This window comes from uncultured Ferrimonas sp. (assembly GCF_947489035.1).
Lineage (GTDB): Bacteria > Pseudomonadota > Gammaproteobacteria > Enterobacterales > Shewanellaceae > Ferrimonas.
The window spans coordinates 43,110-59,726 of the sequence record NZ_CANLCI010000029.1 but is presented as its reverse complement, the minus strand read 5'-3'; the positions used below and the strand labels follow the sequence as shown (position 1 = coordinate 59,726).

General features: G+C 52.7%; 14 protein-coding genes. 1 reads left to right on the top strand and 13 read right to left on the bottom strand.

The features are described from left to right. Positions 1-410: 410 nt before the first annotated feature. The 10 genes from Q0796_RS15305 to Q0796_RS15260 all read right to left on the bottom strand — a co-directional run bounded on the left by Q0796_RS15305 (position 411) and on the right by Q0796_RS15260 (position 11,147). Positions 411-1,388, bottom strand: a complete 978-nt coding sequence (locus tag Q0796_RS15305) for a transposase (RefSeq protein ID WP_298444725.1) — start codon at positions 1,386-1,388, stop codon at positions 411-413. A gap of 180 nt (positions 1,389-1,568) precedes the next feature. Beyond that, a complete protein-coding gene (locus Q0796_RS15300; protein ID WP_298444723.1) occupies positions 1,569-1,889 on the bottom strand; it encodes a hypothetical protein in 321 nt (106 codons plus the stop codon). A 246-nt stretch (positions 1,890-2,135) separates the two neighbouring features. Next, entirely contained in the window at positions 2,136-3,188 is a 1,053-nt protein-coding gene (locus tag Q0796_RS15295; RefSeq protein ID WP_298444721.1) for a hypothetical protein, read from the bottom strand. Positions 3,189-3,343: 155 nt separating this feature from the next. Next, a complete protein-coding gene (locus tag Q0796_RS15290; RefSeq protein WP_298444720.1) occupies positions 3,344-3,862 on the bottom strand; it encodes an AAA family ATPase in 519 nt (172 codons plus the stop codon). 435 nt (positions 3,863-4,297) lie between these two features. Further along, positions 4,298-5,977: a GIY-YIG nuclease family protein gene (locus Q0796_RS15285; RefSeq protein WP_298444719.1), complete on the bottom strand. Its 1,680-nt coding sequence runs from the start codon at positions 5,975-5,977 to the stop codon at positions 4,298-4,300. A gap of 290 nt (positions 5,978-6,267) precedes the next feature. Next, entirely contained in the window at positions 6,268-6,402 is a 135-nt protein-coding gene (locus tag Q0796_RS15280) for a hypothetical protein (RefSeq protein ID WP_298444717.1), read from the bottom strand. Positions 6,403-6,527: 125 nt separating this feature from the next. Beyond that, positions 6,528-8,117 (bottom strand): alkyl hydroperoxide reductase subunit F, encoded by a 1,590-nt coding sequence (ahpF, locus tag Q0796_RS15275; protein ID WP_298444715.1) that lies wholly within the window; start codon positions 8,115-8,117, stop codon positions 6,528-6,530. Between the two features lie 187 nt (positions 8,118-8,304). Further along, the gene (gene ahpC, locus Q0796_RS15270) at positions 8,305-8,862 is read right to left on the bottom strand and encodes an alkyl hydroperoxide reductase subunit C (RefSeq protein WP_298444713.1); all 558 of its coding nucleotides are present in this window, start codon (positions 8,860-8,862) and stop codon (positions 8,305-8,307) included. Positions 8,863-9,162: 300 nt separating this feature from the next. Continuing rightward, complete coding sequence (locus tag Q0796_RS15265; RefSeq protein ID WP_298444712.1) at positions 9,163-9,519, bottom strand: VOC family protein; 357 nt, start codon at positions 9,517-9,519, stop codon at positions 9,163-9,165. A gap of 11 nt (positions 9,520-9,530) precedes the next feature. Beyond that, on the bottom strand, positions 9,531-11,147 hold the full coding sequence (locus tag Q0796_RS15260; protein ID WP_298444711.1) for an amidohydrolase: 1,617 nt from the start codon (positions 11,145-11,147) through the stop codon (positions 9,531-9,533). Positions 11,148-11,507: 360 nt separating this feature from the next. Here Q0796_RS15260 and Q0796_RS15255 point away from each other — a divergent pair, with 360 nt between their 5' ends. Continuing rightward, positions 11,508-11,795 (top strand): hypothetical protein, encoded by a 288-nt coding sequence (locus tag Q0796_RS15255; protein WP_298444709.1) that lies wholly within the window; start codon positions 11,508-11,510, stop codon positions 11,793-11,795. A 170-nt stretch (positions 11,796-11,965) separates the two neighbouring features. On the opposite strand, the gene dinB is transcribed toward Q0796_RS15255, so the two are convergent. From dinB to Q0796_RS15240, 3 genes are all read right to left on the bottom strand, one after another. Continuing rightward, entirely contained in the window at positions 11,966-13,000 is a 1,035-nt protein-coding gene (gene dinB, locus Q0796_RS15250) for a DNA polymerase IV (RefSeq protein WP_298444707.1), read from the bottom strand. A gap of 152 nt (positions 13,001-13,152) precedes the next feature. Beyond that, positions 13,153-14,277, bottom strand: coding sequence for an HD domain-containing phosphohydrolase (locus Q0796_RS15245; RefSeq protein ID WP_298444705.1), 1,125 nt, complete (start codon positions 14,275-14,277; stop codon positions 13,153-13,155). Positions 14,278-14,617: 340 nt separating this feature from the next. Further along, on the bottom strand, positions 14,618-16,612 hold the full coding sequence (locus tag Q0796_RS15240) for a methyl-accepting chemotaxis protein (RefSeq protein WP_298444703.1): 1,995 nt from the start codon (positions 16,610-16,612) through the stop codon (positions 14,618-14,620). Positions 16,613-16,617: the final 5 nt, after the last annotated feature.

The window sequence follows — 16,617 nt, the reverse complement described above, 5'->3', positions numbered from 1 at the left end:
GAGCATCGTGCATCCGTAGCATTTGCTGATCTCGTCAGTGCATCTGGGGGGATTGATGCTGTTCTATGGAAAAAAAGTATTTTTAACTAGACACCCATTTTATGCTTCGTAAATGGAGCATCGTGCATCCGTAGCATTTGCTGATCTCGTCAGTGCATCTGGGGGGATTGATGCTGTTCTATGGAAAAAAAGCGTATTTTTAACTAGACAGCCATTTTATGTTTCTTAAATGAAGCATCTCAGCATCCATAGTATTTGTTGATCTCGTCAGTGCATCTGGGGGGCGATTGATGCTGTTCTATGGCAAAAAAGTGCGACTTGGTGGCTCGATTGGCCGGATCGGTGAAAAACAGGCAGCAGAGCAGCCGCACCTTGGCGGAAAGGGTGAAACTGAGCGAATTAAGCGAAGGCTAACCGAAGAGCCGTTTGGCGTTGCCGCTGCCCCGTATTCGTTGACTGCTATCGTGTTGCCGACAACCTTGTAATGCCGTTAATCGCCCCGCTAAACCAGAGAATTGATGCTCAAACCCTTGGGTTAGCTCTAGCCAACTATCAACGTCAATCCCCAACCTTGTTAGCAAAGCATCGCTGTTCGCTGGAATGGAACCGGCTTTATCTGCGCGGATGGCGCGACCTGTGAATTCAATCAGCTCTATGTATTGATTGAGGTGGCAAGGCAGTTGTTCTGGTTCACCTTGATTGGTATCAAACGGTTTAAGTTTGGCTGGCTGAGTGCCATTGATGGCCGCTTTGATGCGCTGGCGAATACTGGTGTATTGGGAGTCTTCTGGTGTGTTCGCCATCTGGGCGCGGATCGGATTCAGATCCACGTAGGCCATGCATGACAGCAAGGCTTGCTCGTCTAATAAGGCTTGGGATTTGAAACGCCCTTCCCAAAAACGGCCAGTGCAGCCGTCTTCTTTATTCGCTTGGCGAGCGATGTATTCATTCAGGCTACGCATAAACCAGCTGATGTCCGTCAACCGCTCTCGATACAGCTCGACTAAGCGTTCAACTTGGTGCAGTTCGCCACTGCTGAGGTTTTCCCGCTCTTCCTCAACGCAATACAGCTGGGTTAAACGAGTACCAGCAAACATCTGATGCCAGCGGTTCAGCACCGCTTCTGCATCCCACTGCTGGGCGCAGGTTGCATCAACGTGCAGCACCACATGGGTGTGGTTACTCATGATGGCATAGGCGCAGATTTCGATGGCGAAGGTGTCGGTGAGTGCCAGCAGCCGCTGCTCTATCCAGTCACGACGATGCTCGTAGCTTTTGCCGCTGTAACTGTCGATCCCACACAGAAAGCTTCGCCGAACGCAGCGACTTACACAGTGATAGTACGGCGTGTCTTGCAGGCTAACTTGGTGCTTTCTCGCCCTTGGCATGATCTCGCCCCTGAGATGGCTAAAAACCAAGCGTAGGAGATAGCTAAAAAAGTGCCAGTTAAGATGGGTGTCTTGTTAAATCATTCGCATTTGGTATCTTGTAGCAATAGAAACTTCCATTGTCAGAAACTCTATATGCGGGAACAATATCCACATTAGGCCAAGTTTTAAAATACAACGTCACTGCTTGACCATTTTTTTAGCCATACGAGTATTATATTCACTTAATTTATCACGTACTGATTGTAAGAATTCTGTAGGTGACTTTTTTTCAGCGTGAGTTCCATAATGAAGAACTAACATTACATCTGCATCTGAAAATCCACTCAAAGACGTCCCACTAACCAAAGAGCCCATAGGAAAGGCTTCTAGTATATTAAACTCTTTATCCAACAGGCTGACTATAGACTTACATCTAGATTCTGCTGTATCAGCTTGATTGCCTGTAATTGATATCCTTTCGATGAATTTATCGAAAGAGACAGGGATTGTATATGGCAACTTATTAACTCCTTTTGCGCTCTAACGCCGCATTAAGGTGTGAGCGGCGCTTGGCTATACTTGAGCGAAGCGAAACTGCCAAGCGTTGCGAATCACTCTTAAATGCTTTGTTAGGTTTCTTGACATAATAGACTAATTAAATTGATAACCTAAGAAGTCGACAAACCACACTCTACATCTTGATTTCAATGCGCTGATTTTAGATAAAACTAAGCGACCTGTTATGTTTCTCACTTTAGTGAAGTGCTATCGATAAACTTCTGCTAGCGTTTGATTAATTTCATTTTTTAAGTACTCGCTGGGGTTTCCTTCATCGGTAAGATAATCACTCGTTTGACAGTTAGGTCGATAGCTTAAACTTTGCTTAAATTTAGGGTGAGCGTAACCAATTAATCCCCAAACTGCGTTATCCTTTAAGCTATCAAATTCCTTTTGCAACTCATTAATCAACTCATCATCAATCACTGAAACTTCATAATCAGCACTTGTATCCAACAAGATATTATTTTTGAAATCAAACGTATCAAAGCCATATGAATGAACGCCAATACCTTTTGATAATGGAACAATCTTATGCAAATTAGCCACTGCTTTTATTTTTCCATCTTTTTTATTTATTGATGTAATAATATGCCAAGCGCTACCTTGTCGACTTTCATTACATCCATTTTGGTAGATGAAATGAAAAACACCACCAACTCCTTTTGACTCAAGATCGTACTTATACTCTCCGAGAGATAGTTCATTCAGCCAATGACAAAAAATATAAGGAGAAAAAGTTATAATTTCCTCAGGTGTTCGACCTAGTTTTACAGATGCATATTCAAAAAAACCTTCCAATTTTCTCTTTATGTTTGTCTGGAACTCATGCTGAACAATATCCTTCCCGCCACCAAAAGGAGCTGCAGATATTTCTTCACAAGAAGAATCAAAATGCAATTTACTTGTGGAGGATTCTAAATAGACAAACCGTGGCTTGCCAGTAGAGCGTTCTGATAAAACTAAATCAAATCTAGAATTGGGGTCTGTATCAAACTCATAGCTCAAAACGAATTGCTCAAAAAGAGACCACATCTTAAGTACACTGGCGCCTTTATTTGCATGAACAAATTCTTTTAATGCCCTAATAAAACGTCTGCTTGGCTCTGCGGCACCCGTAATACCGTAAATACAACCAGGAAAAAGAATGCCCGTTTTCAAAGCACTATTTCTCCCTTCTCCGAGATGATTATACGTTACTCTCATATCAGAAATTATACAATTCAGTCCGGGTTGCTTAAACGCAACTAATAATGTCATATCCTACTCTCCCAAAAATCACCTAACTCAAAAACCTAACGCCGCATTAAGTGGTGAACAACGCAGACAACCACACTTAAAGCATTGTGCCGTAAACACTTTACTTGAAGCAAACCGAAAATGCCGAGCGTTGTGAATCCGTCTTAAATGCTTTGTTATATGCTTTTTTGCACACTTAACTTTTCTATTAATTCAGAAAACGATGCTTCAACAGTTTGACCTGTCGTATCAATTTTAACCACATCACTTTCCCACGATTCATAATGACGACTTTTGACTTGTTGCCATGTTGGAAGCTTCAAATTAGCCACTTCGCATTCGCGATTATTAACTCGACTTTCATGCTCAATAACATCCGAGCAAGAAACCTCAATATTCACAAACTTAGCTCCTGCATATTCTGCAACTTCTTGCCATTCACTCCGAGTAAGTTTTATAGGATTACAACTATCAGAGATGCAGCTATGACCAAGTTCCAAATTATCGCGAACGATCCGATAACTTAACCGATAACCTTCACCTTCTACATTAAAGTTACAGAGGTCTCGAAGCCCCTGCTCTACAGTATCGACGCGTATGTACATTGCGCCTGTTTGTTTAGCGAGTAGCTTAGCTAAGGTAGATTTCCCTGAAGCAGGGAGCCCCGAAAAAATGTATAAAACAGGTATATTCAAATTAAATCAACCTCTTGCATATAACAGCTTATTACGATGCCAACGTCTCTCGTATTACATCAACGACGGGCATCTTTATTACAATGTGATTGTTTGGCGACAATTTAATTCGTCAACATAATCAGTAGATTAACTCCGAATATCACTCAATCCAAGCGCTGCTGTGGGGGTAAAAGAAGACAGGGATCGTATTACTGAAGAACAGCAGCCGAACTGGTTATAAAATCAGCTACTGGCTGCATTGGCAATGACATAGAAATAGACATCACAGCGGTAATGGCAGCCCACTTGCCGAGAGCACTCAGAGGCGCACGCCGCTGCCAAAAGAGGCTGACGCCAAGGCCAAGCTTAAGCGCCAAACCTAAGCGCCAAGCCCAAACCTAAGCCCCAAACCTAAGCGCCAAACTCAACCGAGGCCATGCCCAAGCCTTAGGCTTAGACTTCGTTAATCAGCTCTATCACCGTATTTACCGCAGCGTCATCGAGATCGAAGATCTCGGTGTAGCCATCCAGCATGGTGCTGTCGATGCTTTTGTCGTTCTCAGATTCCAGCATCTGGTGCAGCTGCTGCTCCATCAGGTAACAGGCCATCAAGGTATCGGCACGCACGGCCAACTGTTGGAAATTGGGGGATTCGCCAGACAGGCGCTCTCGCACGGTTTTGGTGGTGATGCCGATCTTATATTTCAGTTCGCCGTTGAGGGGGAGCGACACGAAATAGAGCAGCGCTGGGGTGTTGGCTAGCGCGGGATCCCGCTTCAAGATGGTTTCGTTGTAGCGGCCTGGGCCGACGATCCGTTCGTTGCCTAACGCCACTGCTTGGTCGATAGACAAGCCGCTGCGTAAGCGGTTGCTCAAGCGATGCACCGATATGCCGGTCACTTCACTTAACGCCGCAAGCGAACTGTAACTTTGCCCTTGATACATATGAACATGGGGCGCGGGCACTAGGCCAAAGGTTTGCTCGATGCTCCAATCGTTATTCATGCGGGCGCGCACCACTGCCACATCTAAACCGTGGTGCGCGGCGGCGTCTTTGATGGTGCTAAACAGGGTTCCGCCAACCGTGATCGAGCGTGAACGCCCCTCTTCGGTTACCGCTTGTTCTGGCGTCCAGCCGTGGGTGCTGATCCGCTGCTGCACCACGTAATAGGGCAGCTGGTACGCTTCGGCTAGGTCTTTAATGCTGGAGTAAGTCACGCCATCAACGGTGACGCTGCGGCGCTTGATGGCGGTTTTCGCCCGCTGCCGTTCGCCCAAAACGCCGCGTCCAAATCGCTGATTAGAGAGCGCTTGTTCAAGCGTGGCACCACGGCACAGGCGATCTCGCAACGTGGAAGCAGACATCCCTGTTAGCTCGGCAATTTCCTGCACCGAACGACTTGCACCTTGGAAGTCGTAGCGTTGTACCCCAGCGGCGCTGCGGCGACCATCGGCAACTTCAGCTTGCCCAAGCGCTTGCGCCACCGTTAGGCCACGTTTAAGCCGGGCGCGATAGGTTGACCGATTAACCTTAAAGGCATTGCACAAGTCGTTTTCAGAGGCGTATTCCACCCCGTCCACCACCATAAAAGGTGCCGCTTTTGCTGTTGATTCCGCAGGCGCAGAGGCCGCTGCCTCAGCCGCTTTATCTTCCGCTTTTAAGATCACCAAATCATCGCCGCGGCGGCCGCGACGGTAGCGGCCAATCATGGTGTTGTATTTCACCCCATAGGCAACGGCAACGTCTTTAAGGCAGTCGTACTGCTTGCCTTCCACAATCAACGGATCGTGTTCCGTGGCGATGGAGGAGGTGCCGGTTTTCTTCTTGGGTGCCACCATCGCTTCGTCGATGCTCATGCCCGCTTCGACCCGTTCGGTAAACAGCGGCAACGACACCTTGGCATGGGCTTTATTGGCTTTGTAGAGGCCACTGATGCTGGGGTAATCGACCCCATTAAAGTGATAGACCGGTTTGCCCGGCATAAACCCTTTGGGGGTGGATAACGACTTCTCGATCGACCAGCCGCCATCAAGCCGCGCCTTAAACGACGGCGCGCTAACGGCGCATTGATCCTTATAGGCGGAATACAGGGCGTTTAGGGATTTGTAGGATTTACCTTGGTACTGGAACATTGGCGGCCTCACTGCGATGCGGCGGCCATGGTACTGCAGAGCGGCAGAACAGATCTTGCTGCTTTGAATAAAGTTTGAGCCAGCGCGCAACTTAAACAGCAGCGCCAGTGGTTAGCCAGAATCGCCAGCAGGGTAACGATGAATGACCGCGTTCCCGCCCCAACCTGCCTAAGTTGCGCCGCGTACCTCAATATCAAAACACCGGCAAACCCGTATCTTTCACCACCAACAACGCCGCCTTGAGGATCAAGGCGGCGTTTGGGTTTGCCGTTGTGGGGTTAAGCCGCTGTTTAGGCTATGGCGGTTTGCGCTTCTGGCACGGGATTACCAATTAAGTAATCAAAGGCACCTAAGCTGGCTTTGGCCCCTTCGCCCATGGCGATGATGTCGATGTTGGCATTGGCGCGGGCTTTGTCGATAAGCACCTGCTCGGTAGCTAAAAAGTGCCAGTTAAGATGGGTGTCTGGTTAAGTGCTTCTGGTTAAGTGCTGGTTTCCACCAAAAAGCCCACGCGCTGGCGTGGGCTTTGGGGGTAACGCGGGGCTAGGGCTTAGGCCGCTTCGGCTTGGGACTGTGGCACGGGATTACGAATTAAGTAATCAAAGGCACCTAAGCTGGCTTTGGCCCCTTCGCCCATGGCGATGATGATCTGCTTGTAAGGCACGGTGGTTACGTCACCGGCGGCAAATACGCCGGGCAAGCTGGTGGCGCCGTGGGCGTTGATCTCAATCTCGCCCCGTGGCGATAACGCCACCTTGCTGTCCTTTAACCATTCGCTGTTGGGCACCAAACCGATTTGAACGAAGATCCCAGACAGAGACAGCTGCTTCAGTTCGCCGCTGCTGCGATCTTTGTATTCCAATCCGGTGACGCGGTCGCCATCGCCCAGCACTTGGGTGGTTTGCGCTAGGGTGATGATGTCGATGTTGCCGGTGGCGCGGACTTTGTCGATCAGCACCTGATCGGCGCGCAGGGTATCGGCAAATTCCAATACGGTAACGTGTTCAACGATACCGGCCAGATCAATCGCCGCTTCAATGCCGGAGTTGCCGCCGCCAATCACTGCGGTGCGCTTGCCTTTGAACAGGGGCCCATCGCAATGCGGGCAGTAGGCCACGCCTTTGTTGCGGTAGGCTTGTTCGCCGGGCACGTTCATTTCGCGCCAGCGGGCACCGGTGCTGGTAATGACGCTGCGGGCTTTCAATACCGCGCCGCTTTCCAGTTCAACGTGGATGTAGCCGTCGTCGCTGTCTGCAGCGCCAATGATGTTGGCGGCGCGTTGTTCGGTCATCACTTCCACGCCGTACTCTTTTACGTGCTCTTCCAAGCTGGCCACCAGTTTCGGGCCGGTGGTGGCTTTCACTGAGATGAAGTTTTCAATCGCCATGGTGTCTTGCACTTGGCCGCCAAAACGATCCGCCACGACGCCGGTGCGAATGCCTTTACGGGCGGCGTAAATTGCAGCGGAAGAACCGGCTGGGCCGCCGCCTACTACCAACACATCAAACGGCGCTTGTTGGTTAAGTTTGTCCGCTTGTTTGGCGGCCGCACCGCTATCAACCTTGTTTAAGATCTCCGCCAGCGACATCCGCCCTTGGCCAAACAGCTCGCCGTTCACAAACACGCTTGGCACCGCCATGATGTCGCGCTGCTTCACTTCCTGTTGGAACGCCGCGCCGTCGATCATGGTGACGTTAATCAGCGGGTTAATCGCGGCCATCATGTTGAACGCTTGCACCACTTCGGGGCAATTTTGGCACGACAGCGAGATAAAGATCTCCACCTCTAACGGCGTTTCCAAGGCGGCGATCTGCTCGATCACTTCGGGCTCGAGCTTAATCGGGTGGCCGCCGCTGTGCAGCAGTGCCAGCACCAAGGAGGTAAATTCATGGCCCATCGGCAAGCCAGCAAAGCCGATTTTGGTGCCCTTGGCTTCGCTTTCTACCTGCATCAGCGGCTGGCGCTTGGCCGAGTTGTCTTGCACCACGCTGACTTTATCGCTGAGTGAGGCGATGTCGTTGGCCAGTGCGTGCAGCTTGGTGGCGGTGTCGCTGCCATCCAGACTTAAGCGCAGCAGTACCTTGCTGCGCAGGTTGGACAGGTAGGATTGCAGTTGCTGTTTCATTGCTTGATCTAACATGGGTCGCGCCTTTTCTAATTTGGGGATCGTCACACCGATTGCAGCAACGCTTTTGGGGAAAAACCCTGCTGCAATCGGTCTATTAAGTTGTTGGGGGAAATGCGCCCCCCGCCACATGAGCGAGGACGGGGAGCGACTACGGAATCGTTAAGTGGGCTTAGATTTTGCCGACTTAGATCTTGCCAACTTAGATTTTGCCAACTAGGTCCAGAGATGGCGCCAGCGTCTCTTCGCCCTCTTTCCACTTAGCTGGGCACACTTCGCCTGGGTTGTTGGCCACGTATTGGGCGGCTTTGACTTTGCGCATCAGATCTTCGGCGTCGCGGCCGATGCCTTCGGCGGTGATCTCCATCGCTTGGATGGTGCCTTGTGGGTCAACCAAGAAGGTGGCGCGGTCTGCCAAGCCTTGGCCTTCACGCATTACGTTGAAGTTGTTGGTGATGTTGCCGGTTTGGTCGCCCACCATGAAGTAGTTGATCTTGCCGATGGTGTCGGAGCTGTCGTGCCACGCTTTGTGAGTGAAATGGGTGTCGGTAGATACCGAGTACACCTCGACGCCACGGCGCTGCAGCTCTTCGTAGTGGTCGGCCAAGTCACCCAGTTCGGTTGGGCAAACAAAGGTGAAATCCGCTGGGTAGAAGCAGAATACCGCCCACTTACCCAGTACGTCCTGCTCGGTGATCTCTACGAATTCACCATGTTTGAATGCGGTGGCGTTGAATGGCTTAATTTGAGTGTTGATCATGACTTAGCTCGCTTATTTAAAATGGTTTTCAATGACGCTGTGCTGCGTTGTTGAAGCCATAATGCCGCCGACCAAGCTTTTGTTAAAACGATTGAAATCTATCACCACAAACGACAAAACAGATTAAAGTCGATTGTGGTAGGCGCTGTTAAGCGAAAAAATCGATGTTAGAGGCGATCGCAGCTGCCGTGCCGCCAAAAAAAGCGCCAACAACGGTTGGCGCTTTGGGCTTGAATAACGGCTTAGCGCGGTTTCACTCGCGGCTTAGATCGCGGGGTTAACGGCGGTTTTAGTCGGTGCTTAACGGGATTCCGACCAAACCGCGAACTCGTTGCCGCTGGGCTCGGTAAAGTGGAAGCGACAGCCGCCGGGAAAATCAAACAACGGCTTAACGATGCAACCACCGCCCTGCTCTACCTTGGCTAAGGTGGCGTGAATGTCGTTGCTGTAAAACACCAGCAGCGCGGCACCGGTCGCGGTGGTGCTGCATTGATCGGATAGGAAAAAACCACCACTGAGCCCTTCTTCGCCAAAGGCGCTGTACTCGGGGCCATAATCTTCAAACTGCCAGCCAAACACCTGGCTGAAAAACGCCTTAGTGGCCACTAAGTCGCGGCTTGGAAACTCCACGTAATTTAGCTTTTCGTGCTGTGGCATGGGTTGCTCCTTCACGGTTGATGCACCAGTTCACCGGCCACGTAGGTTGCCAGCACTTGGGTTTGCCAGATCGCACTGGTGGCAACGGTAAAGTAATCACGGTCAATCAAGATGAAATCCGCCTGCTTGCCGGGCTCTAAGCTGCCGAGGGTATCCTCTTGGAAACTGGCGTAGGCTGCGCCCAAGGTAAAGCCATGCAGCGCTTCTTCGCGGCTCATCGCTTGATTGGGATACCAGCCACCGGCGGGGTTACCGTGGTGATCTTGGCGCGCCACGGCAGAGTACAGCCCCCAGAATGGGTTGGGGGATTCAATCGGGAAATCCGATCCCGCCGCCAGCGGTATGCCTTTATCCAGAATAGTCCGCCACGCGTAGGCGCCGTGGATGCGCTCGTGCCCTAAACGATCCTCAGCCATGTTCATGTCTGAGGTGGCGTGGGTTGGCTGGATTGAGGCGATGATCCCCGCTTGTTTTATCGCATCAAAATCCGACGGTTCTACCACCTGCAAGTGCTCGATACGGTGGCGTTGCCCCGCTTCGCCGTGGCTGGCCAGCGCCTTTAGCACTTCGCGATTGCCGCGATCGCCAATGGCGTGCACGTTGGCTTGGAAACCCGCATCAATCACCGCTTCTACCCGGCGGTTCAGTTCAACCACGGGGTGGATCAGCAAGCCGAGGTGGCCTTTGCGATCGCTGTACTCCTCAATCAGCGCCGCACCGCGACTGCCCAAGGCGCCATCGGCATACAGCTTAACCGAGCGGGCAGTAAGCCGTTCGCCGTAATGGGGCTGTGTTACCTGTTCTAAGGTTTCCACGTCCGCCAGCATGGCGTACAAGCGCAGCGGCAACTGGCCGTTGGCTTCTAACTGCTTATACAGCTGCAAGGTGCTGGCGCCCACGCCTGCGTCGTGGATACCGGTTAAGCCTAAGCTGGCCAGCTGCTTTAACGCCGCTTGCGCGGCCTGTTGCCGTTCGTCGGCACTGCGCTTGGGCAGGTGTTGTTCCACCAAGCTCATGGCGTTGTCGATAAGTATGCCAGTGGCGCGGCCTTGGTCGTCGCGCATGATCTGACCGCCAGCGGGATCCGGGGTGTTGGCGTTGATCCCTGCCAGTGCTAACGCCTTGCTGTTGGCCCAACCAGCGTGGCCGTCCACTCGGCGCAACCACACCGGTTTGTCAGCAACGATGGCGTCAAGATCTGCCGCCGCAGGAAAGGCTCCGCTTGGCCACAGCTCTTGGTTCCAGCCGCGGCCACGCAGCCAAGGGGCATCCTTGTTGGCGCCCGCGTAGACGTTGATCTGCTGTAACGCATCGGCTTTGCTGCTACTGCCAGAGAGGTTGAGATCGGTATTGAGGTAGCCCAACCCCAACAGGTGGCCGTGGGCATCGGTTAAGCCCGGCAGCATTGTTTTGCCATCGCCATCAATGCGGCGATCGGCGGCGAGCTTAGCAAAGGCGCCGCGGTTGCCGGTGGCCACCACTTTGCCGTCTTGCACATGCAGGGCAGCAAATTGGCTGAGGCCCGCATCGGTCAGGGTGTAGCCATTAACGTTGTCGATAATCAGCGTATCGGCCTGTGCCGCGCTGGCGCACAGGCCAAGCGCAACAACTAAGGGTTTGAAAAACATCACAGATCCTTGTGGTGAATAATAGCGCTACGCTAACAATTGCCCCCGCAGACAGCAACTCCAACTCGCGGGTTTACTCTGGCTTGCGCCACCGTATCGCGGCGATTGGCCCCACTGAAGATCAATCCTGTGCTGCTGCATTCATCATGGTTAGGCGAATCCTTTATTTAACAGGACAGCCGCGCTCGCTTTTTAAATAAAAAATCAAGAAGAATCATTATTGATGCAGCGATTAATCACAAACCAGTTCATTAACCGTTATGGCTGACTGGTCTTTATTCCGGCTAATATTTGCCTAACGGATTGGCGTGTTCTAATTTTAATCCTTAAAAAATAAAATAACTGCCTTATGGAGAGCCTATGCTTCAGCTCGCGACCGCCCTGCTTGTCTCCCTGCTTAGCTTTGCTGCTTTAGCCAATATTTCAACCGTCGCCCAGCACCCTGATGGCACCTCGTATGAAATTATCGGCATTCCTGATCGCATGACCAAACCCGATCCAGCCAATTGTGGCTACAACGATGCCGGCGTGGCGATTCTGGGGGTTTACGATCGTGAACAGCGGCAATACAGCACTTGGGAAAACAACCGCATTGTCAGTTCTTGGGCTGAAGTAAAAGAGATTTTTGTCACGTGCCATACGGCGTAATAACAACAGTTAGAATCTAGTGGTTTGATATAAATAACCCTTTGTTGAATAAAGACAATCACCTGCTAACGTTGTGATGAACGTTAGCAGGTGCAATGCCTCATTCGCCAATTCCCTTGGGGCTGAAAAGCCGCCGCGTTCCCCCCAGCGAAAGGCAACCGCCTTTCGGGTTACAGCAGTGACAGTTGCTCCACCTTGGAGTCATCCAGATTGACGCTGATCCCCACCAGCCGTACCCCACGGCCATGACCACGTTGATAGCCGGTTTGCAGCAACGCCCGTAAGGTGGACTCGTCCAACTGCTGCGCTTGGGTGGATACCGTGGTTTGCTGAAAATCGCTGAATTTCAGCTTTATATTGATGCCTTTAAAACGCTTGGTGCCAAGCCGCTGGCTCAGTTTCGGCAGCAGCTTACGCAGTTGGTGCAGGCATTCGGTTTCGCTGCCCAGATCCTCCGACAAGGTGGTTTCCACCCCCACCGATTTGCGCTCGCGATGGCTTATAACTTCACGCGGATCGATGCCCTGCGCCCGTTGATGCAGCACTGGGCCAAACTTACCCAACCACTGCGCCAGCTGTTCTGGGCTGTGCTTAAGTACATCGGCACCAATGTTTAAGCCACGGGCACTCAACCGTTCGGCGGTTTTGGGCCCCACCCCAGGAATTTTACGCAGTGGCAGCGCGGCGGAAAACGACGCCACGTGCTGGGGCAACACCACGCATTGGCCGTTGGGTTTGTTTTCGTCGGAGGCGATTTTGGCGATGAACTTGCAGTTGGCCACCCCTGCTGACGCCGTTAAGCCGGTGGTAGCAAAAATCTCAGCGCGGATCTGTTCGGCAATCAATGTGGCGCTGCCACGGCACGCTTGGCAATCGCTGACATCCAAGAAGGCTTCATCGAGAGACAGGGGTTCGATCTTGTCGGTGTAGCGTTCGAAGATGGCGCGGATCTGTTGCGATACTTGCTGATACACCGCCATGCGGCCGGGCACGATGATGAGGTTAGGGCAACGGCGCAGGGCTTCGCCGCTGGGCATGGCACTGCGGACGCCAAATTCGCGGGCTTGATAGTTGCAGGTAGACAGCACGCCACGGCCGCCAGCGGGGCCGCCCACCGCAACCGGCTGATTGGCCAATTGCGGATTGTCGCGTACCTCGACCGCTGCATAGAAGCAGTCCATGTCTACATGGATGATTTTTCGCATTGCCCGCCATCACTGCTTGGGGCGCAGCGCCTGTTGGCGCCACGCAACACTGTATAAAAACACAGTTAGTGTAGCACTGGCGCTGGGCTGCTGTCAGCCCAACTTATTGCGCTGGGTGAGCGGCCACAATGGCGGGTGTTCGGCCGCTGAATTTAATCGCAGCGATCAACAAAGCGGGTGCGGATCTTGGCTACTTTATCCAGCTGCGCCAACAGTGCGTCAACGCAATCGGGATCAAACATGGTGCCGCTGTGCTCCCGCATAAATTGGCAGGCGTCGGCCAGGGGCCACGCGGGCTTGTATTTGCGTTCGCTCAGCAGCGCATCAAACACATCGGCCACGGTAATGATGCGCGCTTCGATTGGAATGTCGTTCGCGGCAAGGCCATAAGGGTAGCCTTTGCCATCATAGCGTTCGTGGTGGTGCAGAATGATGTTTTTAAGCCGCTTCAACAGTTTGGGGTTATCCACTCCCATCTGTTGTTCCACATTGCTGATGATGTCGCAGCCAAACTGGCAGTGTTGATTCATCACTTGCCGCTGCTCTGGGGTGAAGCGTTCGCTACTGAACAAGATGTCGTCTTGGATCCGGTATTTGCCGATGTCGTGGTAGCGGGCGTAGCGGCGCACGGTGATCACATCGGAGTTGGTCACTTTATGATCCTCAGCCAAATACTGAGCGATCAGCACGCTGTAGGCGGTCATGCGCTCTAGGTGCTCTTGGGTTTCCGGATCGCGATCGTGGCCCATGTTCAGAGTGAGGCTTAACGCGGTATCGAGGGTGTTTACTCGCCAATTAAAATAAAGCTTAACCTGCGCCAGCAACTGCGCGATCTGGATAAATTCATCCTGAATCGCTGGGCTATCGAAGTAACCCACTTCGCTGCTGTTGAAGAACATGAAGCCCAACAGTTTTTCGTCGGTTTTAATCGCAAAGGTAAAGCTACTGCGGTGACCGCGAGCCCGCATGGTACTGATGCGTTCGTTGCCGCTGTCGATGCGGTGCAGATCCGACAGGTGGGCAAACCCTTGCGCTTTGCTGATCTGCGCCAGCGTTGGCGATAACGCCATCTGGCTCTGATAGACGTCTTCACTGTGGCGGCCTTGGAAGCGATCGCGCACAAAGAAGTTATACACTTCGTCCTTCTCAACCGAGGCAACGCAAAAACGGCTTAGCAACGGATATTGTTGATGTAACCACTGATAAGCGGCGGTCAGTGTTTGTTCTGCGCCCCCTTCGGAGGCGATCAGCTGATACAAGGGCATCAGTTTTTTCATCGGTGAGTCTCGATCTAGTGCTTAGCCCCATCATACGGTGCCCTACCGTTTAACCCTACCGAAGGGATGTGAACCAGTTCAAAGCTGTGACAATTGCCCCACCAGCAAATCCCATTCGTGAAGCCGATCACGCGCACGGGGCTGCCGCCATCGCAATACGCTGACGAAATGACCGATTTTTTTTGGATAGCGGTTGCCGTGGCCACGGGCTTGAGGCTGCATCAACGGCAAGGGCAGCCTAGTCGCCGAGCCCACAGCTAAGCGACTAAGCGACTAAGCGACTAAGCGACTAAGCGACTAAGCGACTAAGCGACTAAGCGACTAAGCGACTAAGCGACTATCACACCTTAAACTGCTGCATCTGCGCCGCAATTTGATCCGCCGAATGGCTCATCTCCTGCACGGCGCTGTCTAAACTGGCGGAGGCTTCGCCGCTGCTTTCGGCCAGTAATCGTACCGTCGCCACCTTTTCATCAATCTCTACCGCAACCGAGGCTTGCTGGCTAATGGCCGCGCCAATCTCTTGGATCTGCGATTGAATGCCATCCACCGCTTGATTGGTCTGGTTGAGTGCCTGTTGCAGCTGTTGGCTGATCGCTTCTGAGGCTTGGGCTTCATCGCAACTTTGCTGCATCGCTTGCTGGGCTGCAAAACTGGACTGCTGCAGCTGCTCAATGATGGTTTGAATGTTGGCGGTGGAATCTTGGGTGCGCGACGCTAAGGTACGCACTTCGTCGGCCACCACCGCAAAGCCGCGGCCTTGCTCGCCAGCTCGGGCGGCCTCAATGGCAGCATTGAGCGCCAGCAAGTTGGTTTGCTCGGCGATGTTGCGGATCACTTCCAGCACCTCGCCAATGCGGTTGGAGTTCTCCTGCAGGTGGGTAACCACGCTGGTGGCCTGCTGCACCTGTGAATTCAAGCGCCCCAAGCTTTGCTCGGCGTTGTCCACCACTGCCACTGCTTGGCGCATCTCCCCTTGGGCGCGCTCGGCGTGCTCGGCCACCCGCGCGGCACTGCTGGCCATCTCGTGGCTGGTTTGCGCCATTTCGGTGGTGGCGGTGCTGACCGAATCGATTTGCAGCTGTTGTTCCACTAACGCCCCGGCTGTGGATTGGCTGACCTGCTTGGCGTTGTCAGAGGCGTCCAACACCGATTGGGTCATGCCGTTGGACTGCTTCACCAGTTGGTGCACTCGCTCGGCAAAGCGGTTAAAGGCACGGGCCAACTGCCCCAGTTCATCAATGCGATTGTTGTCGATCCGCAAGCGCAGATCCGCTTCGCCGTCGCCGATCTCTTCCATCGCCGTTAACAGGCGACGCAATTGCTTACGCAGTGGCAGCAGTAACGCCCACACCGCCAACGACAGCAACAGGGTAATAAACAGGCCGCTCATGGCGCTGGTTAAGCGCACCTCGCTGATCTGCTGATCCAGATACGCTTTGGGCAGCATCAACCCAAGGCGCCAGTTCAGGTAAGGGTAATCACTGGATACCGGCACCCAGTGCACCTCCATCTCGACCCCATCGTAATTTACCTGTGCCTGCCCTTGTTGCTGGTTTTTCAGCGCCGTTTGCAACTCGCTAAAGCCTGGGTGGGCATCGGCTAATGTGGCCAAGCCATCACCGGGCTTAAAGTTATTATCAAACCCGGGAAAGTAAACCGCATTGCCCTGCTCGGTCACCAAAAAAGCCATGCCTTCATCTTGGTATTGCACTTGCGACAGCAGCTGCTGGCCGATGGTGGTAACCAGAATATCCATGCCGCCGATCCCTAAAAAGCGGCCATCGTTATCAAAGATCGCTTGTTTAATAGTGGCAGACACCGAGCCATCGTTGGCATCCACGGCGGGATCCGAGACGTAAAGGCGGTTGTTGCTTTTGGCTTCATCCCACCACGGTCGACGGCTGGTGTAGTAGTTGGGATCGCCTTCATAGCGCCCCTCAATATCAAAATATTCGTGGGTGTTTTCCGAGCCAAAGAACACGCTTTTAATGCTGCTGTCTTGGGCCGAGAAGTAACGAAAGTAATCCACCACCTTGGGGTAATCGTCATTGCCGGCCAAGCTGCCACCGCGGTCGTTGTAGTCGCGGAAAAAACCACGCACTTGTGGATTGGCAAAGACGCTGTGGATGATCTGCCCCCGCGCTTCCCAAAAACCGCTGATCTGGGCACTTTTCAGTGTGATCAGTTGGTGGATCCCTTGATCCAGATTCACCCGAGCCGCAGCGGCGTCGTTGCTGACGGTCATCACACTGCGAATGGCTAAAATAACGAAGACGGTGCCACCGATGGCGGCCACCAGTTGGCGGGTAATGGAGCGACGTAGGATGTGCATATCTT

Excerpts from the sequence above, each read along its gene's own strand:
- Q0796_RS15255 (WP_298444709.1), top strand. The coding sequence starts at position 11,508 with ATGCTTCAGCTCGCGACCGCCCTGCTTGTCTCCCTGCTTAGCTTTGCT.
- ahpF (WP_298444715.1), bottom strand. The coding sequence starts at position 8,117 with ATGTTAGATCAAGCAATGAAACAGCAACTGCAATCCTACCTGTCCAAC.
- ahpC (WP_298444713.1), bottom strand. The coding sequence starts at position 8,862 with ATGATCAACACTCAAATTAAGCCATTCAACGCCACCGCATTCAAACAT.
- Q0796_RS15285 (WP_298444719.1), bottom strand. The coding sequence starts at position 5,977 with ATGTTCCAGTACCAAGGTAAATCCTACAAATCCCTAAACGCCCTGTAT.
- Q0796_RS15305 (WP_298444725.1), bottom strand. The coding sequence starts at position 1,388 with ATGCCAAGGGCGAGAAAGCACCAAGTTAGCCTGCAAGACACGCCGTAC.
- Q0796_RS15260 (WP_298444711.1), bottom strand. The coding sequence starts at position 11,147 with ATGTTTTTCAAACCCTTAGTTGTTGCGCTTGGCCTGTGCGCCAGCGCG.
- Q0796_RS15240 (WP_298444703.1), bottom strand. The coding sequence starts at position 16,612 with ATGCACATCCTACGTCGCTCCATTACCCGCCAACTGGTGGCCGCCATC.
- Q0796_RS15265 (WP_298444712.1), bottom strand. The coding sequence starts at position 9,519 with ATGCCACAGCACGAAAAGCTAAATTACGTGGAGTTTCCAAGCCGCGAC.
- Q0796_RS15295 (WP_298444721.1), bottom strand. The coding sequence starts at position 3,188 with ATGACATTATTAGTTGCGTTTAAGCAACCCGGACTGAATTGTATAATT.
- Q0796_RS15245 (WP_298444705.1), bottom strand. The coding sequence starts at position 14,277 with ATGAAAAAACTGATGCCCTTGTATCAGCTGATCGCCTCCGAAGGGGGC.
- dinB (WP_298444707.1), bottom strand. The coding sequence starts at position 13,000 with ATGCGAAAAATCATCCATGTAGACATGGACTGCTTCTATGCAGCGGTC.